At 55.5% G+C, this 26,125-nt stretch carries 20 protein-coding genes; 17 read left to right on the plus strand and 3 right to left on the minus strand.

Going from position 1 to position 26,125, the window contains the following annotated elements:
• Positions 1–292: 292 nt before the first annotated feature.
• The 15 genes from ACUN8H_RS11255 to ACUN8H_RS11325 all read left to right on the plus strand — a co-directional run bounded on the left by ACUN8H_RS11255 (position 293) and on the right by ACUN8H_RS11325 (position 18,463).
• A complete protein-coding gene (locus ACUN8H_RS11255; RefSeq protein ID WP_445532228.1) occupies positions 293–2,464 on the plus strand; it encodes a methyl-accepting chemotaxis protein in 2,172 nt (723 codons plus the stop codon).
• Positions 2,461–3,333 carry a CheR family methyltransferase gene (locus ACUN8H_RS11260; protein WP_445532229.1) on the plus strand — a complete coding sequence of 291 codons (873 nt, stop codon included), beginning with the start codon at positions 2,461–2,463 and terminating at the stop codon, positions 3,331–3,333. The genes ACUN8H_RS11255 and ACUN8H_RS11260 overlap by 4 nt, the downstream gene beginning before the upstream one ends.
• Positions 3,334–3,424: 91 nt before the next feature.
• Positions 3,425–4,486 carry a protein-glutamate methylesterase/protein-glutamine glutaminase gene (locus ACUN8H_RS11265; protein WP_445532231.1) on the plus strand — a complete coding sequence of 354 codons (1,062 nt, stop codon included), beginning with the start codon at positions 3,425–3,427 and terminating at the stop codon, positions 4,484–4,486.
• 126 nt (positions 4,487–4,612) lie between these two features.
• The gene (locus ACUN8H_RS11270) at positions 4,613–6,307 is read left to right on the plus strand and encodes a methyl-accepting chemotaxis protein (protein ID WP_445532232.1); all 1,695 of its coding nucleotides are present in this window, start codon (positions 4,613–4,615) and stop codon (positions 6,305–6,307) included.
• 84 nt (positions 6,308–6,391) lie between these two features.
• Entirely contained in the window at positions 6,392–6,781 is a 390-nt protein-coding gene (gene cheY / locus ACUN8H_RS11275; protein ID WP_113271044.1) for a chemotaxis response regulator CheY, read from the plus strand.
• A 41-nt stretch (positions 6,782–6,822) separates the two neighbouring features.
• Entirely contained in the window at positions 6,823–7,518 is a 696-nt protein-coding gene (cheZ, locus tag ACUN8H_RS11280; protein WP_445532413.1) for a protein phosphatase CheZ, read from the plus strand.
• A 104-nt stretch (positions 7,519–7,622) separates the two neighbouring features.
• Complete coding sequence (gene flhB, locus ACUN8H_RS11285) at positions 7,623–8,789, plus strand: flagellar biosynthesis protein FlhB (RefSeq protein ID WP_445532233.1); 1,167 nt, start codon at positions 7,623–7,625, stop codon at positions 8,787–8,789.
• Positions 8,786–10,873: a flagellar biosynthesis protein FlhA gene (gene flhA / locus ACUN8H_RS11290; protein ID WP_445532234.1), complete on the plus strand. Its 2,088-nt coding sequence runs from the start codon at positions 8,786–8,788 to the stop codon at positions 10,871–10,873. The genes flhB and flhA overlap by 4 nt, the downstream gene beginning before the upstream one ends.
• A 59-nt stretch (positions 10,874–10,932) precedes the next feature.
• A complete protein-coding gene (gene flhF / locus ACUN8H_RS11295) occupies positions 10,933–13,116 on the plus strand; it encodes a flagellar biosynthesis protein FlhF (protein WP_445532235.1) in 2,184 nt (727 codons plus the stop codon).
• Positions 13,113–13,706 (plus strand): hypothetical protein, encoded by a 594-nt coding sequence (locus ACUN8H_RS11300; protein ID WP_445532236.1) that lies wholly within the window; start codon positions 13,113–13,115, stop codon positions 13,704–13,706. The genes flhF and ACUN8H_RS11300 overlap by 4 nt, the downstream gene beginning before the upstream one ends.
• Before the next feature lie 25 nt (positions 13,707–13,731).
• The gene (locus ACUN8H_RS11305) at positions 13,732–14,160 is read left to right on the plus strand and encodes a flagellar protein FlhE (RefSeq protein ID WP_445532237.1); all 429 of its coding nucleotides are present in this window, start codon (positions 13,732–13,734) and stop codon (positions 14,158–14,160) included.
• Positions 14,161–14,186: 26 nt separating this feature from the next.
• Positions 14,187–14,888, plus strand: a complete 702-nt coding sequence (locus ACUN8H_RS11310) for an RNA polymerase sigma factor FliA (RefSeq protein WP_445532238.1) — start codon at positions 14,187–14,189, stop codon at positions 14,886–14,888.
• Between the two features lie 41 nt (positions 14,889–14,929).
• Positions 14,930–15,748, plus strand: a complete 819-nt coding sequence (locus ACUN8H_RS11315) for a motility protein A (RefSeq protein ID WP_445532239.1) — start codon at positions 14,930–14,932, stop codon at positions 15,746–15,748.
• Between the two features lie 5 nt (positions 15,749–15,753).
• Positions 15,754–16,425 (plus strand): OmpA/MotB family protein, encoded by a 672-nt coding sequence (locus tag ACUN8H_RS11320; RefSeq protein ID WP_445532240.1) that lies wholly within the window; start codon positions 15,754–15,756, stop codon positions 16,423–16,425.
• Between the two features lie 22 nt (positions 16,426–16,447).
• Positions 16,448–18,463 carry a diguanylate cyclase gene (locus ACUN8H_RS11325; protein WP_445532241.1) on the plus strand — a complete coding sequence of 672 codons (2,016 nt, stop codon included), beginning with the start codon at positions 16,448–16,450 and terminating at the stop codon, positions 18,461–18,463.
• A 9-nt stretch (positions 18,464–18,472) separates the two neighbouring features.
• Here the strand turns inward: ACUN8H_RS11325 and ACUN8H_RS11330 are convergent, their stop codons facing one another.
• Positions 18,473–19,012, minus strand: coding sequence for a hypothetical protein (locus ACUN8H_RS11330; protein ID WP_445532414.1), 540 nt, complete (start codon positions 19,010–19,012; stop codon positions 18,473–18,475).
• 249 nt (positions 19,013–19,261) lie between these two features.
• Between ACUN8H_RS11330 and ACUN8H_RS11335 the strand changes: the two genes are divergently transcribed.
• On the plus strand, positions 19,262–21,373 hold the full coding sequence (locus ACUN8H_RS11335; protein WP_445532242.1) for an adenosylcobalamin-dependent ribonucleoside-diphosphate reductase: 2,112 nt from the start codon (positions 19,262–19,264) through the stop codon (positions 21,371–21,373).
• A gap of 75 nt (positions 21,374–21,448) precedes the next feature.
• Positions 21,449–22,231 (plus strand): ribonucleoside-diphosphate reductase, encoded by a 783-nt coding sequence (locus ACUN8H_RS11340; protein WP_445532243.1) that lies wholly within the window; start codon positions 21,449–21,451, stop codon positions 22,229–22,231.
• A gap of 106 nt (positions 22,232–22,337) precedes the next feature.
• Here ACUN8H_RS11340 and ACUN8H_RS11345 read toward each other — a convergent pair whose 3' ends face one another.
• Complete coding sequence (locus ACUN8H_RS11345; RefSeq protein WP_445532244.1) at positions 22,338–23,081, minus strand: Crp/Fnr family transcriptional regulator; 744 nt, start codon at positions 23,079–23,081, stop codon at positions 22,338–22,340.
• Positions 23,082–23,260: 179 nt separating this feature from the next.
• Positions 23,261–26,098, minus strand: a complete 2,838-nt coding sequence (uvrA, locus tag ACUN8H_RS11350) for an excinuclease ABC subunit UvrA (RefSeq protein ID WP_445532245.1) — start codon at positions 26,096–26,098, stop codon at positions 23,261–23,263.
• Between the last annotated feature and the right edge of the window lie 27 nt (positions 26,099–26,125).

The following is a 26,125-nucleotide window of genomic DNA, read 5'->3' on the forward strand; positions in this document are numbered from 1 at the left end:
GCCGTCGTTGCGCAAATGGATTAAGTGGTTCAACAGGCGGCGCGCAATGCTAATGAGCTTGAAAGTGAAGCGGCTCGTTTACATGAGGCAGTGGAGCGCTTCCGTGTCGCTGAACCATTAATTCGTCGCCTACTTCCTCTTTCCCCGCGTCTAGCCTGCCTGGGGTGGCGCGCTCGTCTTCAGCAATACCTAAGCCGCCAGTAAAGCAGTCTGAAGAGTGGGCATCGTTTTAATGTGCCTGGTAGGGCAGGCACGCTCTTTCTTAACAATAAACACTAAAAAAAGGTAGACCATGCGTAATAACCAGCCTGTCTCTCAGCGGGAAATTGAGCTGAAAGAGGACGACTTCTTAGTTTCGCGTACCGATACCAAAGGGCGCATTACCTATGCGAACCCCGCGTTTATCGCTATTAGTGGTTTTGAACAGGCAGAGCTGATAGGTGCGCCACATAACTTAATACGTCACCCCGATATGCCGCCAGCGGCCTTTGCCAATCTTTGGCAAACCGTTCAGGCAGGAGAAACGTGGCGCGGACTAGTTAAAAATCGCTGCAAAAATGGTGATCACTACTGGGTGGATGCCAGCGTGACGCCGATTATTGAAGATGAGCAATTAGTGGGGTTCACCTCGGTACGCGTCCAAGCCGCACGGAGCACCATTGAGCAGGCAGAGCGGGCGTATGCTGACATGCGCGAAGGACGTAATAAGCGGCTCTACCTGGAAAGGGGGCGTCTACGCCAGAAAGGCATACTGAAGCGTTTAGCCCGGGTGCGCCTTGATACCATCCGAGCAAAATTGGCAGGCATGATTATTGTCGCGGGTGTGCTACTGCTTGTGAGTGGTGGTTTAGGGCTTTATGGCTTAAGCGCTTCGGGCGAGCGTTTGGAACAGCTAAATAATGATGGACTGCGCGATGTGATTCGCCTGCAGCAAATCGATCAAACCATTGCTCAAACCCGTCAGGCAATGATAGAGCCAGAACGTATGGATCTTATCAATCAGCGTTTTGAGATGGGCGAGAGTATCGAAGAAAGCGCTAACGGTGTCGCTACCGTGTGGCAGGAATACTTCTTTCGCGACGTCAATAAAACCGAACTCGCCGGTGAGTTTGATCAACAGCTCCAGGCCTTTTTAGAAAATGGCATGGGCCAAGCCGCCAGTGTGTTGCAAGCGGAAGAGACCTATCAAGCCTTTACCGGTCTGGATGCCGTCATTAGCGTGATGACGAATGATGGGCGCGTCTTGTCAGGCATGGTAAATCAACTCATTGCTCAGAAGCAGCAGATGGCTGCGGTAATGGCCACCGATGCGCAGCAAGAGCAAACTACCATGGTTGGCGCGCAAGCCATTGTGCTTGGCGTCGGTTTACTGTTGCTCATTTTGATCGGTGTAATGACATTACGGGCGATTGTTCGTCCGTTAAAAAGTGCCACGCGCTTTACGTTGCAAATTGCTGGCGGAAATTTGGCCACAAAAGTGCCCCCGCCGCGGCGTGACGAAGTGGGACAATTAATGGACTCGCTCAATACGATGCGTAAGAGCCTCAGTAGCATTATCGCCGACGTAAAAGGCGGTATCGATGTGGTGACGCCTGCTGCTCAGGAGATAGCCAGCGGTAACGAAGAGCTATCCTCACGCACGGAACAGCAGGCCGCTTCCTTGCAGCAAACCGCGTCCAGCATGGAAGAAATGACCTCGACAGTGCGGCAAAACAGCGAAAACGCTCAAGAAGCCCGTCGCCTAGCCGATAACAATGCTATCCAGGTGACAAACACCGGCGACTTGATGGCGCAGTTGGTAGAGAACATGCAGCGGATTACACAAAGCTCGCAGCAAATGGCCGATATTATCAACGTCATCGATTCCATTGCGTTCCAGACCAATATCTTGGCACTGAATGCATCGGTAGAAGCAGCGCGAGCCGGTGAACATGGGCGTGGTTTCGCCGTTGTGGCTGAAGAAGTGCGCAATCTGGCCGGCCGTAGCGCAGGCGCGGCACAAGAAATTCGTGGCCTGATTGATGGTTCAAATCGCGAGGTTAACGCGGGCGCTAGTTTGGTGACTAAAGCTGAAGCGGCGATCAGCGAAGTGGCTGAAGCAGCACGCAGCGTGACTCAAATTATGCATGAGATTTCGGCCGCGTCAGAAGAGCAGAGTAATGGGATTACACAGGTCAACCAAGCGGTGGCGGAAATGGACCAAGCAACGCAACGTAATGCCTTACGCGTTCAAGAAACGGCTCGTGCAGCGGTCTCGTTAGAAAAGCAGGCGGGGCTGCTAGCACTATCGGTAGAAGCCTTTCGTTTAAATAGTACCGGCACCTCACGGGCGCCAGCGCTAACGGCGAACAAACCCTTTGCGCAGCAGCCCCGCGTACTGGCTGTTCAGCCATCTGGCGCGACGTCGCCTACCCCGCCCGTTAAACGGCAAACAGCCTCAGTAGAGGAGTGGGAAGCGTTTTGACCGAACAACGTGAACGGGCGATAGATGCTGGCCAGTGGGCATCCGGCAATCAGATTGAGCGCGATCTGGTGCTCACTGATGCGGACTTTACGCGTATTCGCGAACTGATTTATCAGCGCGCCGGTATCGTGTTGGCAGAGCATAAGCGGGAAATGGTCTATAGCCGCCTAGCAAAGCGGCTACGCCACCATGGCATGACGCGTTTTACCGATTATTTGGTGCGTTTGGAGCGTCAGCCAGAAGCGAAGGAGTGGGAGGCGTTTACCAACGCACTGACCACCAACCTCACGGCTTTTTTTCGTGAAGCGCACCATTTCCCCTTGCTGGCGGAACATATTAAGAATAAGCAAGAGCCGGTTACTATTTGGTGTTCGGCCTCCTCTACGGGTGAAGAGCCTTACTCACTGGCCATGACGCTATTAGAAACCCTAGGCGCTAAAGCGTCGCAAGCCAAAGTCATTGCCACCGATATCGACACCGATGCGTTGGCCAGGGCTCGCGCAGGCGTCTACCCCCTTGAGCAGGTGCGCAAGCTTGATGACGTGCGGGTAAAACGCTTTTTCCAGAAAGGAACCGGTAATCATGCGGGTTTCGCGCGGGTACGGCCCGAAGTGTCGGCCCTCGTCGAGTTTTTGCCGCTCAACCTGCTGGCGCCGCAATGGCCGATTAAGGGTGCTTTTGATGCGGTATTTTGCCGGAACATCATGATTTATTTTGATAAAGATACACAGTCAAAAATACTTAAGCGATTTGCACCGCTCATGAAGCCTGATGGGTTGCTGTTTGCCGGCCACTCTGAAAATTTTTCCTATATCAGTGACGCTTTCAAACTGCGTGGGCAGACCGTTTATACCCTAGCCAAAAAATGAACCATTGTCGTGTCTTTATGATCGCTTTAGGCGCTGTCGCTCCAGCGGTTGCAATCACACATCAGGCGTCTATAGCAAGAGGAGGCGTGCTTTGAGCGCAGCCAAGATCAAAGTACTTTGCGTCGATGATTCGGCGCTAATTCGCGATTTATTAACGGAAATCATTAATTCCCAGCCTGACATGGAAGTTGTGGCGGTAGCGCCGGATCCTATCGCTGCCCGGGATTTGATCAAGCAGCACAATCCTGATGTGTTAACCCTCGATGTAGAAATGCCGCGTATGGACGGCCTGGACTTTCTCGAACGCTTGATGCGTCTGCGGCCTATGCCGGTGCTTATGGTGTCGTCGCTAACCCAAAGCGGTTCGGAAATTACCCTGCGCGCGCTTGAGCTTGGTGCGCTTGATTTTGTCGCTAAGCCAAGCCTGGGTATTCGCAATGGCATGATGGAGTATGCCGACGAGATCGCCGAAAAATTGCGCGCCGCTGCACGTTCAAGGCCTCGTCAGGCGCGGCATAAAAATACCCCTCCCCCTGAAGCTTTGAAAGCCCCGCTCGTTTCAAGTGAAAAGCTGATTATTATTGGCGCCTCGACTGGTGGTACCGAAGCGATCCGCGCAGTGCTTGAGCCGTTGCCAGCGAACGCCCCCGCTATCTTGATTACTCAGCATATGCCCGGCGGTTTTACCCGCTCCTTTGCTGAGCGCTTAGATCGTCTGTGCCGGATTACCGTCAAGGAGGCGACCGATGGCGAGCGGATTCTACCGGGGCACGCCTATATTGCCCCAGGGGATCAGCACCTCAAATTAGCGCGCAGTGGCGCAAACTACGTCGCGCGGCTGGACAGCGGCCCGCCGGTCAACCGCCACCGGCCTTCGGTCGATGTGCTGTTCCATTCAGCCGCACAGCACGCAGGCAAAAACTCTGTTGGGGTGATTCTGACCGGCATGGGTAAAGATGGCGCGGCAGGCCTGCTTGAGATGCGCCAAGCGGGAGCCCCTACCATTGCTCAGAATGAACAATCCTGCGTGGTGTTTGGTATGCCCCGGGAGGCGATTGCGATGGGCGGTGCGGTGGAAGTGGTGGCGTTAGATGATGTCCCCACGCGGATGATGGCGCTGATCGCAGCCTCTGGTCGCGCGCAGCGTGTGTAGGGCCGTTTATAAAACTTAGCTTAAGAACTGAGTTTGGAATAAAAACTAGTTTTGGTTAATAGCTTAGCTTGGAAATTTTCAAAAAAACGTGGCATAAAAATTAATAAGCTCGCAAGGGATCTCCTAATGAATCGTTTACTGCGCAATTTGAGTATCCACGCCGCTGTGATCACAGCGCTCGTCTGCTTCGTCGCTCTAATTTTAGTGATTGCAGGCTTAGGTGTCGTGTCTGACCGCAATGCACAAAATAACTTATCGACGCTAAGCCGGATCAGCGATTCGCAGTTAAATGAGATTAACCGCGCCGACTCGCTGTTAAACCAGGCCATGTTGGCAATGGAAACGGCCTCAAACTATTTAATGGTCGGCCAGACCCAGCAGTCCAATGCCCAGGTCGATATCGCTGGCGATCGTATCGAGCGCGCCGAGCAACGATTTGAACTTTTTGCGAAGAGCCCATTTTCCCCGCAAGGCGAGGCACTGGCCAATGCGCTAATCGAAGATTTTAATACGGTAATAGGCCTGGTTAAGCAGCAGCATGAAACGTTCGAGTATATGGATTTAACCCGCTACAACAATTTGCGCGACGAATTGGTTGAGCCCTTAAGCAGCTTGGCGACTAGCATGACTGCGTTTGTCACCTACGGCTTTGACCGTGTGGATACTATCCGTACGGACGCGGCGGATCAGGGCAACTTGTTTATGATGATCAATGCGGGCGTAGTGATCTTTGCCCTGTTGATGACGTTGGTTATTTACCTCGGCTTACGTCGTACAGTAATTGCGCCACTCAGAGGTGCTGTGAAGCGCCTGGACGCTATCGCCGATGCGGATCTAACCGACCCGCTACCGGAGGCGGGTAAAAATGAAATTGGTCGTCTGTTTGGCGCAATGGCCACTATGCAGCAGAACCTGACCAATATCGTTGGCCGCGTGCGTGAAGGCAGTAACGAGATTCACCACGGTACGCGTGAAATCGCCAGCGGTAATGCGGATCTCTCTTCGCGCACTGAACAGCAGGCGGCGTCGATTCAAGAAACTGCCGCCAGCATGGAAGAGATGACGGCGACGGTAAAACAGAATGCCGACAACGCGCGCCAAGCCAGCACGCTGGCAGCTGATGCTTCAACCACTGCTGAGCATGGCGGAGACGTCGTGGCGCAAGTGGTTCAAACCATGCATGGCATCTCTACAAGCTCGAAAAAAGTCGCTGATATCACCAGCGTTATTGATTCAATTGCTTTTCAAACCAATATCCTGGCGCTGAACGCCTCGGTAGAAGCTGCCCGTGCGGGCGAGCAAGGCCGGGGATTTGCGGTCGTGGCGGGGGAAGTGCGTAACCTGGCCAGCCGCAGTGCGGATGCTGCCAAAGAGATCAAGACGCTAATTGATGCGTCGGTAACGCAAATCCAACAGGGTTCTACTCTGGTCGAGCAGGCGGGTACCACGATGTCGGATGTGGTTACCGCGGTACGCCGCGTGACCGATATCATGGATGAAATCTCGGCGGCCTCCCAGGAGCAGAGCGACGGTATCGAGCAGGTGAGTCAAGCCGTTGGCCAGATGGATCAAGTCACTCAACAAAACGCTGCGCTCGTGCAAGAGGCGTCTGCCGCTGCGGCTTCGCTGGAAGAGCAGGCCAATCGCTTAGAGCAGGCAGTCGACGTTTTCAAACTGCTGGGTACGCAAGCGGCCGCCCATCAGTCGCTACCGTCTGCGTCTTCTTCACCCGCGAATGCAATGCTGGCTGCCAGAACCGAACCGGCAGCGCGTCGGCCCGTGACGCAGCGTAGCGACCACGAAGAGTGGGAAGAATTTTAAGCAAGAGTTTTTAAGCAAGCATTTTAAACCCCTGACTGTACTTTCCAGTCGCCCCTGTGCCATGTACTGACGAGAGGATGACCGATGGCAGATAAGAATATGAGTTTCCTGGTCGTAGACGACTTTCCCACCATGCGTCGGATCGTGCGTAGTCTGCTTAAGGAACTAGGTTTCACTAATGTGGATGAAGCAGAGGATGGTCAGGATGCGCTCAATAAGCTGCGTGCTGGCAATTTTGATTTTGTCGTTTCGGATTGGAATATGCCCAATCTGGATGGCTTGGAGATGCTCAAGGAGATCCGTCAGGATGACGCTTTGAAAAGTCTTCCCGTGCTAATGGTGACCGCAGAAGCGAAGAAAGAAAACATTATAGCGGCAGCTCAGGCGGGTGCGAACGGCTATGTCGTTAAGCCGTTCACTGCCGCCACCCTGGAAGAGAAGCTCAATAAGATCTTCGACAAACTGGGTATGTGAGCGACTGAGCCTATGGGCTTGGTTAATGAGGAGACAACATGATGAGCCAGAATGAGCAGTCCGATTCTGCCCAGCTGTCCGAGCAAGCCGCTGAAGACCTAATTCATCGCATCGGTAAGTTGACGCGCATGTTGCGCGAGAACATGCGTGAGCTAGGGCTGGATAAAGAGATTGAGAAAGCGGCAGTAGCCATTCCCGATGCACGCGACCGCTTGCACTATGTCGCCACCATGACGGAGCAGGCAGCAGATCGAGCGCTCAATGCCGTTGACCGTGCACAGCCGCTGCAGGATCAGTTGTCAGACCGAGCGGAAGCGTTAGATAAGCGCTGGGCCGAGTGGTTTGAAGCGCCAAAAGAGCTGGACGAGGCCAAGGCACTCGTCGTCGAGACACGCACTTACCTCAGCGACGTGCCCGATGTGGTGTCAGCGACCAACAAAGAGCTGATGGAAATCATGATGGCCCAGGACTTTCAAGACCTGACCGGCCAAGTGATCAAGAAGATGATGGACGTGATCCATGAGATCGAGCATCAGCTGGTTCAGGTGCTTATCGATAACGCGCCGGGTGCCCATGCACGAGAAACACTGCAGCGCAAGGCCGAGGATCAGTGGAAAAGCGACAATGCACGGCGTAACGAAGAGCTTTTGAACGGGCCACAAGTGAAGGATAATGTTCCCGATACCGTCTCTGGGCAAGACCAAGTAGACGACTTGTTGGATGAATTAGGCTTTTAAAGCGCGTTATTAAACGCCCTCTGGGCACGCAAGCACGCTATTCAGCCGTCCCTATGGGCGGCTGAATACGTGTTAAGCTTCGCTTCACCTGGCCGGATACCCGAATGGCAGATAACGATAGCGACCAGGAAAAGACAGAAGAGGCCACCCCCAGGCGAAGAGAAAAGGCACGCGAAGAGGGGCAGGTCCCCCGTTCCCGTGAGTTAAATACTTTCTTACTCCTGTTGGGCGGTGTCATTGGGCTATGGAGCATGGGAAATATGCTCTATGACCAGCTAGGCATTGTGATGGAGCAAGCGTTTTTGTTTGAACGCCGCCAGGCAATGGAAAGTACCCCCATGCTGGTTAACGCGCTTGACCTTGGTCAGCGTACGTTAATGGCTTTGACACCATTGTTTTTGCTGTTAACCGTTATTGCGTTAGTAGCACCTGGGTTGATGGGGGGCTGGCTGATATCGGCAAAATCGATGCAGCCCAAATTGTCCAAATTAGACCCTATTAAAGGCGCCAAACGTATTTTATCCCCTCAGGCGTTGGTGGAGTTGGCAAAAGCTATCGCCAAGTCGGTGCTGGTAGGCGGCGTTGCCGCCGTATTTTTGTACTACAACATTGGTAAATTCATGGCGCTGATGGACCAACCTATCCAGCAAGCGCTTGCCAATGCGCTTCGTATGGCGGCCCAAGCGGCAGGAATCATGGTGATGGCATTGATCGTGGTCATTTTGATCGATGTCCCTTTTCAGCTCTGGGATAATGCCAAGAAGCTGCGCATGAGTCAGGAAGAGGTCAAGCGCGAGCACAAAGAGTCTGAAGGCGACCCGCATGTGAAAGCACGTATTCGTCAGCAGCAGCAAGCCATGGCACGTGGGCGGATGATGAGCAAAGTGCCCCAGGCGGACGTGATCATTACCAACCCAACTCACTACGCGATCGCACTGGTTTACCAGGAAGGCAGCATGGGCGCTCCGCGGTTGGTGGCTAAAGGCGCTGATGCAGTGGCTGCGCGTATCCGTGAAATTGGCGCAGAGGCTGGCATACCACGCTTGGAGGCAGCGCCATTGGCGCGCGCACTGTATCATCACGTGGATTTAGAGGCGGAGGTGCCGGCAGAATTGTATACCGCGGTGGCCGAAGTCATGGCTTGGGCCTATCGGCTTAAGCAAGTAGCCCAACAAGGAGGCGAGATGCCCCCAACCCCTGATAACCTGCCGGTTCCTCCGGATATGGAAAGCCCCAGGCATGGTGCCGGTGGCAATGAGGCACAACCATGAAAGGCTTGAGTCAGTTAATCGGTCGGCGCGATTGGATGGGCGATGTGCGTATGAAGCTGCTGGTCGGGCCGCTGCTCATCCTAATGATTTTGGGCATGATGATTGTGCCCTTGCCCCCTTTTGCACTCGATTTACTCTTCACCTTTAATATTGCGCTGGCCATTATGGTGTTAATGGTCAGCATGTTTACGCAAAAACCGCTCGATTTTGCGGCCTTTCCCGCTGTGCTGTTGTTCACGACGCTGCTGCGCCTATCGCTCAATGTCGCCTCTACCCGCGTCGTATTAATGGAAGGCCACCAAGGCGGAGCATCCGCCGGTAAGGTTATCGAAGCGTTTGGGGCGTTTCTGGTCGGCGGCAATTTCGCCGTTGGTCTGGTGGTCTTCCTGATTCTGGTGATCATCAACTTTATGGTCATTACCAAAGGTGCTGGCCGTATTGCCGAAGTGGGGGCGCGCTTTACTCTAGATGCGATGCCCGGCAAACAAATGGCGATCGATGCCGACTTGAACGCTGGCTTGATTGGCGAAGAAGACGCCAAAAAGCGCCGTGCGGAAGTTGCCCAAGAAGCTGACTTTTTTGGTTCGATGGACGGGGCGAGTAAGTTTGTCCGCGGTGATGCCATTGCGGGCCTGGTGATCATGGTGGTCAATATCATCGGCGGGCTGATGATTGGGATGCTGCAGCACGATATGAGTTTTGCCGCCGCAGGCCAGACCTACATGCTGCTGGCGATCGGTGATGGTTTGGTGGCACAAATCCCCGCTCTGGTCATCTCGACCGCAGCGGGTGTCACGGTATCTCGGGTAAGTACCGACACGAACGAAGACATTGGGCAGCAAATGCTCAGCCAGCTATTCGTGAATCCACAGGTGCTAATCCTAGCCGCCGTCGTGATGGGGCTGCTGGGCATGGTGCCAGGCATGCCCAATCTTGTCTTTCTCTTCTTCACGGCGCTGCTGGCGGGGTTGGCGTGGTTCATCATGCGCCAAAAGGAACAGACGCTGGTTAAAAACGAAATTGCCACTGAGCCGGTGCCTTTACAGGAGACCCCAGAAGCGAGTTGGGAAGACGTGCAACTGGTCGATACCCTCGGTTTGGAAGTGGGCCATCGTTTAATACCGCTGGTCGATTCGCGTCAAAAAGGCGAGCTGCTAGGACGGATCAAAAGCGTGCGGAAGAAGTTTGCTCAGGAAGTCGGCTTTCTGCCGCCGGTCGTGCATATCCGCGATAATTTGGAACTGCCGCCTAACGCTTACGTGCTTTCAATGAAAGGTGCTGAAATTGGCCGTGCCGAGGCACAGCCGGGTAAATGGCTGGCGATTAATCCGGGGCAAGTCTCTGGCGAGCTGCAGGGCACGCCTACACAGGACCCAGCCTTTGGCTTGCCTGCTGTCTGGATTGATAGCCATCAGCGCGAACATGCTCAGGTATATGGTTACACCGTCGTGGATGCCAGTACGGTGATTGCGACGCATTTGAACCATCTGCTGCACCGTCATTCCCCCGAAATGCTGGGTCGTCAGGAAGTCCAGAAGCTACTCGACAAGATGGGCGACGATCAGAAGGCACTCGTCGAAGAAGTGATTCCGAAAGCGATTTCGTTGACGGTCCTACAGCGTATTTTGCAAAATTTGCTTGATGAAGATGTCTCCATTCGCGATATGCGCACTATTTTGGATACGCTCGCGGAGTATGCCGCCCAACAAAAAGATCCCAACGAGCTGACGGCGCTGGTGCGGGTCTCATTGGGTCGCGCGATTGTCCAGCAGTGGTTCGCAGGGCAAGAGACCCTCAACGTGATGGGGCTGGATGCCCAGCTGGAACAAGTGCTGGTTCAGGCCATGAACGGTAACGGTGCGATGGAGCCTGGCTTGGCAGAAACGCTGATGACCCAAGCGCAGCAGGCGTTAGAGCGTCATGAAAGCTCGGGTGAGCCACCGGTACTTGTCGTGCAGCACTCGTTGCGAGCCGTAATGTCGCGTTTCTTGCGCCGCCGGTTACGCCATATGTCAGTGCTGTCTCAGGCAGAGATTCCCGATGACCGTACATTAAGAGTGGCTACACTGGTAGGCGGACGCTAATCCTCCCATGCCGTGATAGGCTAGCGTCATCCATTTCCAGTATAGGCTAAGGGTAAGTCATGAGTGTTAGACGTTTCGTGGGGGCCAACAGTCGTGATGTAATGCGCCAAGTGCGTGAAGCTCTCGGTGAAGATGCCCTGATCGTGGCTAATCGACGTACCGAAGGGGGCGTTGAAATCCTGGCCATGGCGGACGAAGCCATCGACCATTTCGAGCCTTCGCCGGAGCCCCCTGCCCCCGAAACACCGGTAACGCCACCGGTACAAGACCCCCTGCAGGCGATGAGTGAGCGCTTGTTGCAAGAAATGCAGGATATGCGCGCGCTGCTGGCCAGCAATCAAGCGGCTGGTGCGGTGTCCGCGCCCCAGGGAGCACCAGCGGATACCGCTGCACGGCTGCGTCAAATGCTCTGGAGCGTTGGCTTTGGCAGTGAACTCGCCGATGAGTTGCTGGCAGGATTGCCCGAGCCGTTAAAGGCATCAAGCAGTGATAGTGACGCGCCGTTGCAATGGCTGCGTCAGCAGTTAATGGCGCGTCTTTGCGTACTCAGCGATGAGCCGAGCTTCTTCGATCAAACCGGTATTGTGGCGCTGGTAGGCCCGACCGGGGTGGGGAAAACCACCACCACGGCAAAGCTGGCCGCCCGTTTTGTTATGCGTCACGGCACACGGCCGGTCGCACTGGTAACCACCGACAGCTTCAGAATCGGCGCCCATGAGCAGCTACGCATTTATGCGCGCCTGCTGGATACGCCCATGTATGCGTTGGATGCGGAGCAACCCATTGATGACTTGCTGGGGCGCTTGCAAGGCAAGCAGTGGGTGATTATCGACACCGTCGGTATGAGCCAGCGTGACCAGCGGGTAATTGAGCAGATTGCTCACCTTCAAGGGGGGCGTTCGCGAGTGCGCTTGGTGCTATTGCTCAACGCCGCCAGCCAGCCGGAAACCCTTGAAGAGGTCGTGCTGCGTTATCGTCAGGCGGCGCGGGCGGCGGGCGCAGAGCTAGACGACTGCATTATTACCAAACAGGACGAAGCGGGGCGCCTAGCGCCGGTGCTCGACATTGTCATGCGTCACGGGCTGCGCGTGCTGTTTGGTTCAAATGGTCAGCAGGTACCTGAAGATATGGCCATTGCGACCCCGGCGACACTCGTGGATCAGGCGCTAAGCACGGCAACGCCGCAGCGCGAACAGGCACAACGTGCTGACGTGCCGATGGGTATGCCACGCTGGTCGCGGGATGTACTGGGGCAAGGACGTCGCTTGTCGTCATTGCTGGCGCGGCTGCGTCAGCGGGTGACCGGGTTTGCAGAACTGGAGGCAATGTGGGATTTAGCCTCACTACCGAGCCGTCTACAGGAAGAGCGCTTGGATGCATTGCTCGCGCGTTATCCCGCCGCGCAGACAACGCTGGGCATGGCATGGTCGGCGCGCCGCAATGAGCGCGGCTGTGACTGGGCAATGCCCGATATTGGCCTGGATGCCGAGGGTGCATGGCTGGCACTACCGTGGCTGCAGCATCGCCACCCAGCTGGCTGGCAACCGCGCCTAGCGGCGCTGACACAAGCAAGCGGTGTCGCCGTACATTTACTGCCTCGCCTGCCCGAGCCTGAGGCGCTGGCATGGCTAGAAACCGAACATTTGACCTGGGTCAGCCAAGTGGCTTCCAGTCATCGAATAGTCTCTCATCACGAGCGCCAGCCCCTTCGTCAGTTATTTAATGACAGTGTGCTAACTCACCATGTGGGCGTACGCTTTCGAGGGCAGTCCATGCAGCTCTGGACGGCCCATGCCGAAGTAGATGACGCTACCGGTCTAGCTCTACTCGCCTGGTATGGAGAAGTACGTGACCCGGAAAGCGCGAAAGTAGTCGCGCGTCGCTATTGGCTGACGCCTGCCCGGCTGGGAACAGAGGTACTTTCGTTACTGCTGACACAACTCCAAAGCGATGGGCTGGCCACCTTGACGCGCCGCGCATGGCAGCAGCTAAAAGAGGCTGACAGCGGTGAGGTTAATGCCGAGGTACGCCTGCTCATGGCTAGCGGCCTAGCCGCCGTCGCCGGGCATCTGGATGTTGCTGAGGATGAAGAGGCACAAACACTGCGTGGTGACGTGCTCAATTTGTCGGGCACCAGCCGTCGGCGTCGCGATACCGGCATGCTCGATGCGCTGGTTTACGCGTTTATGGCCCGAGATGCGATTCGCCAACTAGGTAGTGTCAGTCGAGAGGGCGTGGTGTGAGCGATCAAGACCAAGCCTCAGGGCTGCGCAAGTGGGCGAGCCTGCAGCGCCAACAGCAGCAGGCTGACGGGGCAATGGATATCGCGGTTGCCGAGCATGTGCCAGTAAAAGAACAAAGTGCGTCGTTGTTAGTGCCGATGGCCAGCACAATAGACGAAGCAGGGATAGATGAAACAGAGACGCCAGCGTCGCCCAAGCCGAAGACTAAGACGCCATTAGTAGTGGTTGGCCTACCGAGTGGTGGCGCCGCCCAGGTCAATAAGGTCAAAGCACGGCTAGGCCAGTGGTCGACATTAGGCCGCAGTTGGGCCGGTGAACCAGAAGATTGGGACATCCACATCGTGATGGCAGGCACGGCTGATTTTGCTCAGTTACGCAATCAATACAGCCGCTGGGCGCTGTGGATCAGTAGCGATGCCGAGGCTTTTGCTGCGATGTACCGTACGTTGCTTGAGCTTCATGAACGAGGCGGGCCGCGTCGTTTATTGGCGCTTCACGAGCCGCACTTGCCGCGCCAGGGATTGCTCGATAACTTGCGTGGCGCCGCTGATTACTACTTAAATATGGAGCTACTGGTACTTGCACGATGAGTGGACTCCGCCAAGGAGAACAAGCATGCTAAGCTGGCCATTGAGAAAGGCAGTGTCGCTGAGTGCGTTACTGTTAACAGGGTTATGGCTGTCAGGAATGACGCAGAGTGCCCAAGCGGCGAACGGAAGCTGGAGCGCCCAGCTCCCTGGGCTAATGGTGGCGATGAGTGACCGGGCAAGCGCTAGCCAGGAGACCTCTCCACCGGCCTCGGCAAATCTTCGTTTAGGGCAACTCGGCCGTATTCAGTGGCAGTTCCACTATCCTCCCAATGCGCTATTAAACGCTTGGTTGTGCCATCCTGAGCAGTGTGTTGCGCTAACAGGTATGCGGGGTTCTACCATCGCATTGGCCGGTCAAAGGGCAGAAGCGCCGTTGCATTTTCGCTTCGCCTTACGTCCAGGCCAGCGGCCGGTTCGAGTGCAGGGACTGCAAATGATTGTGAATTATCAGTGAAGGCTGTATAGCCGCGAGGCGAGAGGATGTACACAGCACAAGGCAGGATCAAACAGAATGAGCTGTTGACGCAATACATGCCACTGGTGCGACGCCAGGCCTTGACGCTTCAGGTCCGTTTGCCAGCCAGCATTGAGCTCGACGATCTTATTCAAGCCGGGATGGTCGGGCTGCTTGAGGCGCTCGGACGCTTCGATGCTACTCAGGGGGCGACCTTTGCGACGTTTGCCAGTCAACGAATTCGTGGTGCGATGATGGATGAATTGCGCACCCGCGATTGGCTGCCCCGCAGCGTGCGCCGTTCGGCGCGAGCAGTGGACAGTGCCGTTCGCCAGTTAGAGCAACAGCTGGGTCGAGCACCAGAAGAGAGCGAAATCGCCCATCACCTTGAGATGCCACTGAATGAGTATCAGCAACTCCTAAACGATACCAACAGTGGTCAACTGCTGCCGTTTGAGGAGCTAGTCGCCGATGGTGGTGAGCCGGTCAACAATGAACCGAGCAACTCACCGTTTGAACAACTGCTGGACGGCCAGCAGCGGCAAACGCTGATTGACGCGATTGAAGCGCTGCCAGAACGTGAAAAACTCCTCATGGCGCTGTATTACCAGGAAGAGCTCAACCTCAAGGAAGTCGGGGCTGTGTTGGGCGTGACGGAGTCCCGCGTTTCTCAACTGCACAGTCAAGCCGTCAGTCGTCTACGCGCACGCTTACACGACTCGGCGTAACACCGCCTGTTAACTCACTTGTGACCGGCAAGGAGCCGTGGATGAATCCTTCGACGCTGATAGGCATATTTGCCAGCATACTGCTGTTGGTAAGTGTGCTTTTTTTTACCGCAGAGTCCCCTGCAAGCTTTATCAATTTACCGGGATTGGCCATCGTAGTGACCGGGACGTTAGCGGCGACGTTTATTAGCTACCCGCTGAAAGAAGTAGTGCGTGTAGTGCGGTTGGTGGGGTTGGTGTTCCGGCGCGAAAATACTTATATGCGCGACGATATCCGCGAGCTGGTCGACATGTCGCGGCTATGGTTTAAAGGCGATGTGCGTGCGGTCGAGCGCGAGCTGGAGCATACGCGCAACCCCTTTTTACGCACCGGTATCCAACTAGTAATTGCCAATACCAAAGAGGACGAAATTTTCGACATGCTGCGCTGGCGAATTGCCCGCTTAAAAGCGCGTGAGCATGCCGAGGCGCAAATATTTCGCACCATGGCTACCTATGCCCCTGCGTTTGGCATGATCGGTACCCTGGTCGGCCTAGTCAATATGCTGGAAGTCATGGACGCAGGCGATCTGCAGGTCATTGGCCCTCGCATGGCGGTGGCGCTGCTGACGACGTTCTACGGTATTTTACTCGCCAACCTCGTTTTCAAACCGATTGCAGTGAAACTTGAACGCCGCACCGAAGAGCGGCTGATAACCATGAATATGGTGCTAGAAGGTATTTCACTGATCACTAAGCGCCGCCTGCCGTCGTTTATTGAAGAGACCCTTCATTCGTTTGTGGCTAATTACCACGATGAGATTCGTGATAACAGCGTTAAACCACGCCCTGACACGTCGGTTAGTTCGGCGATGAGATAGCCACCATGTTAGACCGTGATACACGCCATGCGCTGGAAATCCCGGTCACGGCTGGCGAGGGGGATGAGGGGTGGTTAACCAGCTATCTCGATGTATTAACGCTGCTCATTACCCTCTTCGTACTACTGCTTTCACTCTCACCGCCAGGTGGCGGAGAGGGCGCTGATACTGCTTTCATGCGTTCGGCTAGCGCGGTATCATCGCTACCACTAGCTTCCCTCGCCACTGGCATACAGCCTCGCCACGATGGGCTGCAACCCGAGTATGCCGGGCTTGATATTCCCGGCGTGAGCGTGTCGCAAGGGCGCGAAGGGGTTACGCTGCGGATTGATACCAGCCTGTTATTTCCCAGCGGCCAAGCCGTACTGACACCTCAGGGACGTGGCGTGATTGAAAGTCTGATGGATGTTTTGGCTCGTTTTGACGGCCAGATTTCGGTGGAAGGCCATACCGACAGCGTGCCTATTGCGACAGCACGCTTCCCCTCCAACTGGGAACTCTCGTCTGCGCGGGCGATTGCCGTTGTGCGGCATTTAGAGCGCCAAGGTTTCAATATTTCTCGTATGCGGGCCGTCGGCTATGCTGACACCCAACCCATGGAACCGAACGCAACCGCGGATGGTCGTGCGGCCAACCGACGCGTAGAGCTGTTGCTGCGGCAGCCGCTTAAAGGGTGAATAGACTGTCGAGGCCACCACCGTGTCCAAGTATCACCCGCTATTGCAGTCGTTTGGTGCCCTGCTGGTCGTCGATGCTGACTGTCGGCGCGTTCAATCGGCGAGCACGAACTTAACCCGCCTGACGGGTATTGAATGCCCCAGTAATGGTGAGCTTAGCCTTGCCTGTGTGTTGGGAAAGCGCCTGAGCCAGCGCGTGCGGCGTGAGCTCCAGGGGCAGCAGCGGCTCCCCGGCCCGTTGGCGTTTATTCGCGCTAAACACAGCAGTGTGCGTTTTCAACTTCATGCCTACCGCGCCAATGAGCAGGTCATTGTTGAGATTGAGCCGTTAAATCCGCTTGGTAAACGTCGCCTGCTGGGCACCGTGAATGAGCGGTTGATGCACTTGGCCGAAGCGACGCATCAGGAAGAACTGCTCGACTACTTAGTGAATACTATTCAACAGCTTACCGGTCATGATCGTGTCACCGTGTGTCATTTCGATAGTGATTGGCATGGTTTGATGGTGGCTGAAGCGCTAGGCGAGCAGTTGCCTTCGCTAAGAGGGCAGCGCTTCCCCGCCAGTGATTTTCCCCCTGCGCTGCGACAAAGTTATGAAAATTACCCCGTGCGGCTGATTGAAGACGTTCATTCTGCTCCTGAGACGCTTGTGCCCGGGCAGATGACGGTGAACCTTGGCGGCAGTTTTTTACGTGCCCCAGCGCCCGAAAGGCAGCGCTACTTAAAGCGCCTCGGCGTGTGTGGCTCACTCAGTTTAGCCATGCAGGGAGATACCGGCCTATGGGGGTTAGTCTTTTGCCACTCCGCCACACCACAGGCGGTTGAACCGCCTGTGCGCGATGCTGTGCGTACGCTGGTGCAGATGGCCACGCAACGTATGCTGCTGCTACGGGCTCGCCAGGAAGCACGCTACCTGCAGCGCGTTCAGGATAGCTTGGTATTGAGTGTGGGAGTGCGCAGAGAGCCACAGAGCCCACAACAACTCCTGCATGAGCAGGCGGCTACTTGGATGAAGCTGTTTCGCGCCCATGGCATTGTGCTGTGGGTGAATGGGGGGGCTTATCAAGCGGGTGTCACGCCCTCACCGGGGGCTCTTAGCCAGTTGGTGCTTCGTTTGGAACGAGCTCATGTACATAGCGGGCCTTGGTGTACGCGTGAGTTAGCCACAGAGCCATTAACCTGCTCGCTAGCCATGCCCGGCCAGTGCGGTGCGTTAGCCGTGCCGCTGCCCATGAACTCAACCCAGCGCGCGTGGTTACTCTTTTTTCGTCCTGAGCAGGTGGAAACTTTGTATTGGGCAATGCAGCCGGCCACTGCTCCCCAACCGGTGTCGGTACCGGCCTCTTCGCTTGCTTGGCATGAAGAAGTCGTGGGCAGGAGCGAAGCGTGGCAACGGGTAGAGCGGTTAGCCGCGGTGGATTTAGGAGAAGATCTAACGCTGGCCATTTCAGCTTATGAAATCAGCTCCCTGAATATGCACCTAGAGCGTGAGCGCCAAGCCCTCGCTGAGGCCAACCAGCGTCTTAAGCAATTGGCTCACTTTGATCCCTTAACCAACGTGTGGAACCGTTATCGTATTGAAGAGGCGATCAATGCCGAGATGGTGGCGGCGAAGCGCTATGCGGCCGCCTTTGCTCTGCTGCTATTTGATGTCGATAACTTCAAACAGATTAACGATACACATGGCCATAGCGTGGGTGATGACGTGCTGGTGGCATTAGCGCGTTTGGTGGAAAGCTCACTGCGGGGCTGTGATCGCCTAGGCCGCTGGGGCGGCGAAGAATTTATCGTGCTGGCGACACACTCCGATGTCGATGCTGTCATGGGGCTAGCCGAACGGCTTCGGTCGCTGGTGGCTGAGCTGCCCATCGTCGGGCTTGAACTGTCGATCACCGTCAGCATCGGCGTGGCTGTTTGGCAGCCGGGAGATAGCTGTAAAACCCTTATCTCGCGAGCAGACGACGCTATGTACCGTGCCAAGCACGGCGGACGCAATCGGGTGGAAAGGGCGCCCGAGCCCGTTCCTTCACTCTACTGAGAGGCTGCGTCAACCTTGCCTAGGCGCTGTTTCCCTACATTCAGCCAGCATCCGATTAATGGCAGCGTCGGCCCCTTGCAGGCTAAAGGTCATGTACCAAGGTTCTTGCTCCTGCTGGTCAAAGCCGAGAAACAGCTGCTCGCCTTGTCGCATGGCGGTCATCAGGGTTGCCATGTCACTTAAGTAAAAGTGACTATAAAAGCCATCATCGCCGCGTTCGGTAATAAATTCTGCCATGGTGTCGATGACGGGCTGTTCATCAATACGCAGCCTGGCGGGCACTAAATTCACCGTGCGGCTTTCTCCCTGCTGGTGATCAAGGGTGACGCGCATCTCCAGCCACGGCAAATCACACACGCCAGCAGTGGTGTTCAGGCTTAGGGTGGCGTCTGAATAGCTGTGGGTTTCTACCGCGCGGTAATGGTGCTCCCCTCCTAGTGAAAGTCTCATCGACTGCCAATGGCCGTGCGAAGCCACGTCATCCACGTTGAACGTGGCTGCACTGGCGCCGGGCATGGCGGCTGCCAACAGAGCGGCTACCGAAGACATGAAGGTGAGCGCAAAGAAACGCGGGGCGTGAAGTGCGAGCATAATCGAAGCCATTTAGCCAAAATTACTAGCCTATAGCGTGTCGATGTCTGGCAAAAGAGTAACGCGCTGATTTTTCTATATATGGTAGAAAATAGTCAAAAAAGCGCACCATATAGTGGAAAGTCAAGTCTATACTTCACTCCGATGCTACGTATAATCGCTCCATTTGAGCGCTATTGTCACCCCGCCGTGAAGGAGTTTTGCGACATGAGTACCGCTGCAAAGGCTATCAAAACCTCAAACGACGTTCCGATGCAGGCTCCCTCTCGAGAGATTTGGGATGCCAAATACCGTCTCAAGGATCGTCATAGCCAGCCCGTCGATCAAGATGTTGGTGCTACGTTTGAGCGTGTTGCCCGCGCCCTCGCAGCGGTGGAAGGTGACAAAGCACAAGAGTGGCTGCCGAAATTTCGCTGGGCGCTGGAAAACGGTGCTATTCCTGCCGGGCGCATTCTCTCCAATGCGGGGGCTGAGGCTTTTAAGCCAGCGGTGAGCCTGATCAATTGCACCGTTTCACGCACCATTCGCGACTCCATGCGCGATATTCTCGACTCCGTCGTCGATGCGGGCATGACGCTGAAATCGGGGGCCGGTATTGGCTACGACTTCTCGACGCTGCGCCATAAAGGGGCGTTTGTATTTGGCGCTGGTGCGGGCACCAATGGCCCACTGGCGTTTATGGATATCTACGACAAGATGTGTTTCACCGTGGCTTCTGCCGGTGGCCGCCGTGGTGCCCAGATGGGCACCTTCGATGTGGGTCACCCGGACGTGCGTGAATTTATCCAGGCGAAGCGTGAAGCGGGGCGCCTGCGTCAGTTTAACCTTAGCTTGCTGATCACCGACGAGTTCATGGAAGCGGTGAAAAACAATACCGATTGGCCGCTGGCCTTTCCGTTGCATCCCGGCGAGAAAGAGGACGTCAACGCGGATGATTTGATCTATCGTGACTGGCCGGTGGTGGAAGAGGGCTACACGGTGGACGCCGAAGGCCGCGTCGCCTGCCGCATTGTGGAGGTGATCAAAGCGCGGGAGTTGTGGGACACCATCATGTCCTCCACCTATGACTACGCCGAGCCAGGCTTCATCCTGATTGATCAAGTCAATCGCATGAACAATAACTGGTTCTGTGAAGATATTCGCGCTACCAACCCCTGCGGAGAGCAGCCGCTGCCGCCAGAGGGCGCCTGCCTGCTGGGCTCGGTCAACCTGACCAAGTTCGTGATCGACCCCTTCGGCGCCGAACCGCGTTTTGATTGGGAGCGCTACCGCAAGGTCGTTGCCATCTTTACCCGCATGCTTGATAACGTGGTTGAGATTGCCGGGCTGCCGCTGCCGCAACAGCAGCGTGAAATCGAAGCCAAGCGCCGTCACGGCATGGGGTTCTTGGGCTTGGGGTCGACGCTCACCATGCTCAAAATTCCTTATGGTTCAAAGCAGTCGCTGGTGTTTACCGACGAAGTCAGCCGTCACTTGGCGATCGAAGGCTGGAAGCAGGCGCTTGAGCTTTCTCACGAAAAGGGCATGGCTCCCGTGCTTGAACAGGAGCACACCATTACCCCTAAGATGCTGCGTGAGCGCCCGCAGTTGGCCAAAGATGGTTATGAAGTGGGGGATCGTGTACCCGGGCGTATCCTGCACGCCCGTTACAGCCAATACATGGCCCAAGTGGCTGAGCTCGAGCCCGAATTAGTCGCACAACTGGCTGAGCATGGCGCCCGTTTCACCCACCACAGCTCGATCGCGCCGACCGGAACGATCAGCCTGTCGATGGGCAACAACGCCTCTAATGGGATTGAGCCTTCCTTCTCGCACCGCTATTTCCGTAACATCATCCAATCGGGTAAGAAGACCAAAGAGCAGGTCGAAGTGGTCTCTTTCGAGTTAGCGGCCTACCGGCACTTTATTGCTGCCGATGCGGTGGACAGCGACCTGCCTGACTACTTCGTTACCGCTGATGCGATTTCGCCCGAGCAGCACGTTGCGGTTCAGGCCGCCGCCCAGCATTGGGTGGATTCAGCCATCTCGAAAACGGTCAACGTTCCCACCGATTTTCCGTTCGAACAGTTCCAAGATCTCTATTTGCAGGCCTATGAAAGCCGCTTAAAAGGTTGTACGACCTTCCGCTTTAACCCTGAAGCCTTCCAGGGTGTTCTCGTGCGTGAGGATGATCTGAAAAACACCACCTATGTGTTTGAGCTCGAAAACGGCGAAACCCTGGAATTGACCGGGGATGAGAAGGTGGTCTATGACGGCGAAGAGCATAACGCTGCCAACCTGTTTGATGGTTTAAAAGAGGGCACCTACGGCAAATGGTAGCGGCGGGGGCTGCGCCCTTGCTAACAGCGTCCATGTAAAGAACCGCCCGATTACCTAGGCTAAGTGGAGAACACCATGGCTGTAGAAATTACCTCAAAAATCGTTGGTTATCGCATCAAGCAGCAGGAGCAGGCTGCGCCCGTTCCTGAGCTACAGGATGAAAGCCCGCTGACGGTGCGCATTCCGTCACGCCCGGAAGGCACCTTGGAAGCGGTGTCAGAAAAGATTTCTTACGTGGGTGCGGAAGGGCGTAAGAAAGTCTACTTATTGGTGTCATTCATGCCGGTGGAAGGTGTGATTGGCGGTAAGCGTGTGGTGATCGAGCGCCCGGTAGAGTTCTTTTTCCCATCGGGTCAGCTCTCTAGCGAGCACCAATGGATTACGGCCACTATGCGCAGTCTTTCGCTGGCGGCGCGAGGTGGTTACGTCACCCAGGCAGTAGCGGATTTGCGTAAAGTGGCGTGGGATAAAGGCTTGGTGCGTTGTGGTATGAACCGCTGGAAAAAACCGATGTTTCACGATTCAGAAGTCGCTGCGATTGCCTGGTCGATACAGCAAATTCTTTATCGTCGCGGTTTCCTGGATCGAGATGGCAATCAAGTACCGGTGGAGCAGCTTGTCGAGCGCTACGCGCACCGTATGACCCATGGCCATGCTTGGCAGCCGGAAGAAGAGTCGCTTGAGGCACCGGTGGAAGCGGGCGCGGTAGAACCGATCGATGGAAGTAGCACAGGAAAAAAGTCTGAAGGTGGCGGGCCTGCTGTTGTGGGTAACTGCCCAGAATGCCGCGGCGAGCTGATCATGATGGATGGCTGCCCCACTTGCTACGCTGGCTGCGGCTGGTCCAAATGTGGCTAGTAGGTGTTACTAGCCACGGCCTAGCCATATCCGCTTAAGAAGCTAACCGCTACTTTTGCCTCTTACTCTCAGTGGTGCTTAAACCGCTTGGGCATGTCCACGGTGGTTATGCGGAATCTTCCAGCAGGGGGCGCACGCTGTCGTTGAGATAACAGTCATCGAACCCTCCTTCTTCGCACAGCAGTGCAAGATCAGGAATCGTTAGGTGGTGACGATCGCGAAATACCAGCTCATCTTCGCTTAGTGCGGTAAAAGTGCGGCTTACGTGTACAGGGCTAAGGCCCAACACATCAGCTAACTGCTCTTGAGAGAGCGGCAAACGGAATTGGTTGCTAATGTCTGGGTTGGTTTGCCGCAGTCTCAAGTACATCTCGTACAGGAAGTGCGCCATTTTTTGCCGAGCGGTACGTCGCGCCAGGGTCACTAGACGCTCGGTCAGCAGTGCCTGCTGTCGGCTGCCGATGGCAAACATGACCGAGGTAAGCGTGAGCGAGTTACGGAAAAGGTTCAACATTCGCTTATGGGGAAAATGGCAGACCACCCCATCGTCAATCATGCGTACGTTCTCAAGTCGCTCAGAAAAAGCAAACTCGCGTAGGCCGATGATATCGCCCGGCAAAAACACTTCAAGTATTTGCCGGTCACCGTTTTCCAGATGCCGATAAGAGTAGGCCCAGCCGCTTTTCAGGGTACAAAATTCATTGGCCGGATCCCCCATTTCCCACAGCAATGAACCCGCTTTTATGTCGGTTGGGCTTTGCTCAAGCGTGGTCAGTAGCTGTTTTTCATCCTCAGTTAACGAACAGTAATGGCTGAAGTGCTTAATAATGCAGCTTTGGGTTTGGCTCACCGTGCTTTCTCCAAGAACATTGCTCAACAAATATCGAGTAATATTGCTAATTAGCGTAAGCAATTCAATAGCGTACTCAGATTGCTAGCGATCTTCTGAAAGTAATATTATCGATAATGATAGACACGAGCGCGACCACTTACAGATCGCCAGTGCCTACCTGTTAACCATCGTGACGCTTAGGCACGTTTATGCCTTGATAGCAGGGGTCCTAAAAAGTGCCCCGTATGCGAGACGTCTTGTTTAACGACCTGCTCAGGCGTGCCTTCAGCAATGATTTGCCCGCCGCCGGATCCCCCTTCAGGCCCCAGATCGACAATCCAGTCGGCCGTCTTAATAACATCCAGATTGTGCTCAATCACCACAATGGTATTGCCGTGATCACGCAGACGGTGGAGCACCGTCAACAGCTGGCGAATATCCTCAAAATGTAAACCGGTCGTCGGCTCATCCAGAATATACAGCGTTTTGCCAGTATCGCGCTTGGCCAATTCACGCGCCAGCTTAACCCGTTGCGCTTCCCCCCCTGACAGCGTTGTGGCGCTCTGGCCCAGTCGAATATAGGAAAGACCCACATCGAGCAGAGTTTGTAAGCGGCGCGCGATTGCTGGTACCGGGCTGAAAAACTCTAGTGCGTCCTCCACGGTCATGGTCAGTACTTCGTGAATCGTTTTGCCTTTGTAATGTATGTCCAGCGTTTCACGGTTATAGCGCTTGCCTTTACAGACATCGCAGGGCACGTAAATATCGGGCAGGAAGTGCATTTCTACCTTGATCATGCCTTCACCCTGGCACGCTTCACAGCGCCCGCCCTTCACATTAAAGCTGAAACGGCCGGGCTTGTAACCCCGCGAACGCGCTTCCTGGGTGCCTGCAAACAGTTCGCGAATCGGCGTGAAAATACCGGTATAGGTGGCCGGGTTGGAGCGCGGCGTTCGCCCAATGGGACTCTGGTCAATGTCGATCACTTTATCGAGCTGATCGAGTCCTTCGATTTTTTGGAAAGGCGCAGGTGTCAGTGTGGTCGCACGGTTGAGCTCCCGAGCCGCAATCGGCATGAGTGTGCCGTTAATCAACGTCGACTTGCCTGACCCCGAGACGCCGGTAATGGCAATAAACAGCCCCAATGGCAACGTTAGCGTGACATCCTGCAGATTATTGCCGGTGGCCCCGCGTAACACCAATTGCTTTTCAGGATTGCCAGGAATGCGGTAAGGCGGCACGGCGATTTCCCGTGTTCCTGACAGATACTGGCCGGTCAGCGAGCTGGTATTGTCCATGATGTCTTGGGGCGTGCCCTGTGCGACAATTTCACCGCCATGCACACCTGCGCCGGGGCCGATATCCAAGACGTGGTCGGCGGCGCGGATAGCGTCTTCATCGTGTTCCACTACGATCACGGTATTACCCAAATCGCGCAGACGTTCAAGGGTTTTCAGCAGCCGGTCATTGTCGCGCTGGTGCAAACCAATCGACGGCTCATCAAGTATATACATGACGCCGACGAGGCCCGCGCCAATCTGGCTGGCAAGGCGGATTCGCTGGGCCTCGCCACCAGAAAGCGTGTCGGCACTACGCTCAAGGTTGAGATAGTCCAGCCCCACGTTAACCAGGAATTCTAGCCGGGCATGGATTTCATGAACGATTTTATCGGCAATTTCGCCTTTACGACCGGGCAGCGTTAAATCGGCAAAGTAGCGCCATGCGTCGCCAATGGGGAAACGGACAATCTCGGCGATATTGTGATCATCCACATACACATGGCGTGATTCCTTACGCAGCCGCGAGCCGTTACAGGTAGCACAGGGCTGGACCGCGATGTATTTGACCAGGTCGTCGCGCACCATGTTGGACTCGGTTTCCCGATAACGGCGCTGCATATTGGGCAGCACGCCTTCAAAGGCGTGTTCGCGAGTGACTTTGCGGCCACGGTCACCCACATAGGCAAATGGAATTCGCTCGTCGCCGCTACCGTTTAAGATAATCTCGCGTTCATGCCGCGCGAGCTCTTGCCAGGGCGTTTCCAACTCAAAGCGGTAATGCTTTGCCAGCGCCTGGAGTTGAGTAAAATAGTAAATGTTGCGGCGATCCCAGCCTTTGATTACGCCTTCGGCAAGGGAGAGCTCTGGATGGCTGATTAACTTGTCAGGGTCGAAGTACTGCTGTACGCCCAGCCCATCGCAGGTAGGACAGGCGCCCGCGGGGTTATTGAACGAAAACATGCGCGGCTCGAGCTCCGCCAGTGAGTAGCCACATACCGGGCAGGCAAAGCGCGAAGAAAAGGCAATATCGTCGCGCTCGCCATCCATGAAGTGAATCATGGCGGTGCCGTCGGCGAGGTTGAGCGCGGTTTCAAATGACTCTGCCAAGCGCTGGGCAAGGTCGTCGCGCACCTTGAAGCGGTCGACCACTACGCTGATGTCGTGTTTTTTGCGCTTATCCAGCGGGGCGATGTCGTCCAGTTCCAGCACTTGGCCGTCGATCAAGGCGCGCACAAAACCCTGGGCACGCAGCTCTGCCAATAGCTGCAGGTGCTCGCCTTTGCGCCCTTTGACTACCGGGGCCAGCAGCATCAACTTGGTGCCTTCGGCGAGGTTCATGACCTGGTCGACCATCTGCGAGATCGTCTGAGCTTCCAAATCTTCGCCATGCTCGGGGCAGCGCGGCGTCCCGGCACGAGCGAAGAGCAGGCGCAGGTAGTCGTAAATTTCGGTAATGGTGCCCACGGTCGAGCGCGGGTTGTGAGAGGTAGACTTTTGCTCAATAGAGATCGCAGGCGAAAGCCCTTCGATGTGATCCACATCGGGCTTTTCCATCATCGACAGGAACTGGCGCGCATAGGTGGAAAGTGATTCCACATAGCGGCGCTGCCCCTCGGCGTATAGGGTGTCAAACGCTAATGACGATTTACCCGAGCCGGATAGGCCGGTAATCACAATCAGCTTGTTACGGGGCAGTTCCACATCGATCTGCTTGAGGTTGTGGGTGCGTGCACCCCTGACCAGAATGCTGTCCATCAACACCTCGAATCGCGCGGCAAAAGC

The sequence above is a fragment of the Vreelandella sp. V005 genome (assembly GCF_052645115.1).

Excerpts from the sequence above, each read along its gene's own strand:
- ACUN8H_RS11255 (WP_445532228.1), top strand. The coding sequence starts at position 293 with ATGCGTAATAACCAGCCTGTCTCTCAGCGGGAAATTGAGCTGAAAGAG.
- ACUN8H_RS11270 (WP_445532232.1), top strand. The coding sequence starts at position 4,613 with ATGAATCGTTTACTGCGCAATTTGAGTATCCACGCCGCTGTGATCACA.
- cheY (WP_113271044.1), top strand. The coding sequence starts at position 6,392 with ATGGCAGATAAGAATATGAGTTTCCTGGTCGTAGACGACTTTCCCACC.
- cheZ (WP_445532413.1), top strand. The coding sequence starts at position 6,823 with ATGAGCCAGAATGAGCAGTCCGATTCTGCCCAGCTGTCCGAGCAAGCC.
- flhB (WP_445532233.1), top strand. The coding sequence starts at position 7,623 with ATGGCAGATAACGATAGCGACCAGGAAAAGACAGAAGAGGCCACCCCC.
- flhA (WP_445532234.1), top strand. The coding sequence starts at position 8,786 with ATGAAAGGCTTGAGTCAGTTAATCGGTCGGCGCGATTGGATGGGCGAT.
- flhF (WP_445532235.1), top strand. The coding sequence starts at position 10,933 with ATGAGTGTTAGACGTTTCGTGGGGGCCAACAGTCGTGATGTAATGCGC.
- ACUN8H_RS11305 (WP_445532237.1), top strand. The coding sequence starts at position 13,732 with ATGCTAAGCTGGCCATTGAGAAAGGCAGTGTCGCTGAGTGCGTTACTG.
- ACUN8H_RS11310 (WP_445532238.1), top strand. The coding sequence starts at position 14,187 with ATGTACACAGCACAAGGCAGGATCAAACAGAATGAGCTGTTGACGCAA.
- ACUN8H_RS11315 (WP_445532239.1), top strand. The coding sequence starts at position 14,930 with ATGAATCCTTCGACGCTGATAGGCATATTTGCCAGCATACTGCTGTTG.
- ACUN8H_RS11320 (WP_445532240.1), top strand. The coding sequence starts at position 15,754 with ATGTTAGACCGTGATACACGCCATGCGCTGGAAATCCCGGTCACGGCT.
- ACUN8H_RS11330 (WP_445532414.1), bottom strand. The coding sequence starts at position 19,012 with ATGTCTTCGGTAGCCGCTCTGTTGGCAGCCGCCATGCCCGGCGCCAGT.
- ACUN8H_RS11335 (WP_445532242.1), top strand. The coding sequence starts at position 19,262 with ATGAGTACCGCTGCAAAGGCTATCAAAACCTCAAACGACGTTCCGATG.
- ACUN8H_RS11340 (WP_445532243.1), top strand. The coding sequence starts at position 21,449 with ATGGCTGTAGAAATTACCTCAAAAATCGTTGGTTATCGCATCAAGCAG.
- uvrA (WP_445532245.1), bottom strand. The coding sequence starts at position 26,098 with ATGGACAGCATTCTGGTCAGGGGTGCACGCACCCACAACCTCAAGCAG.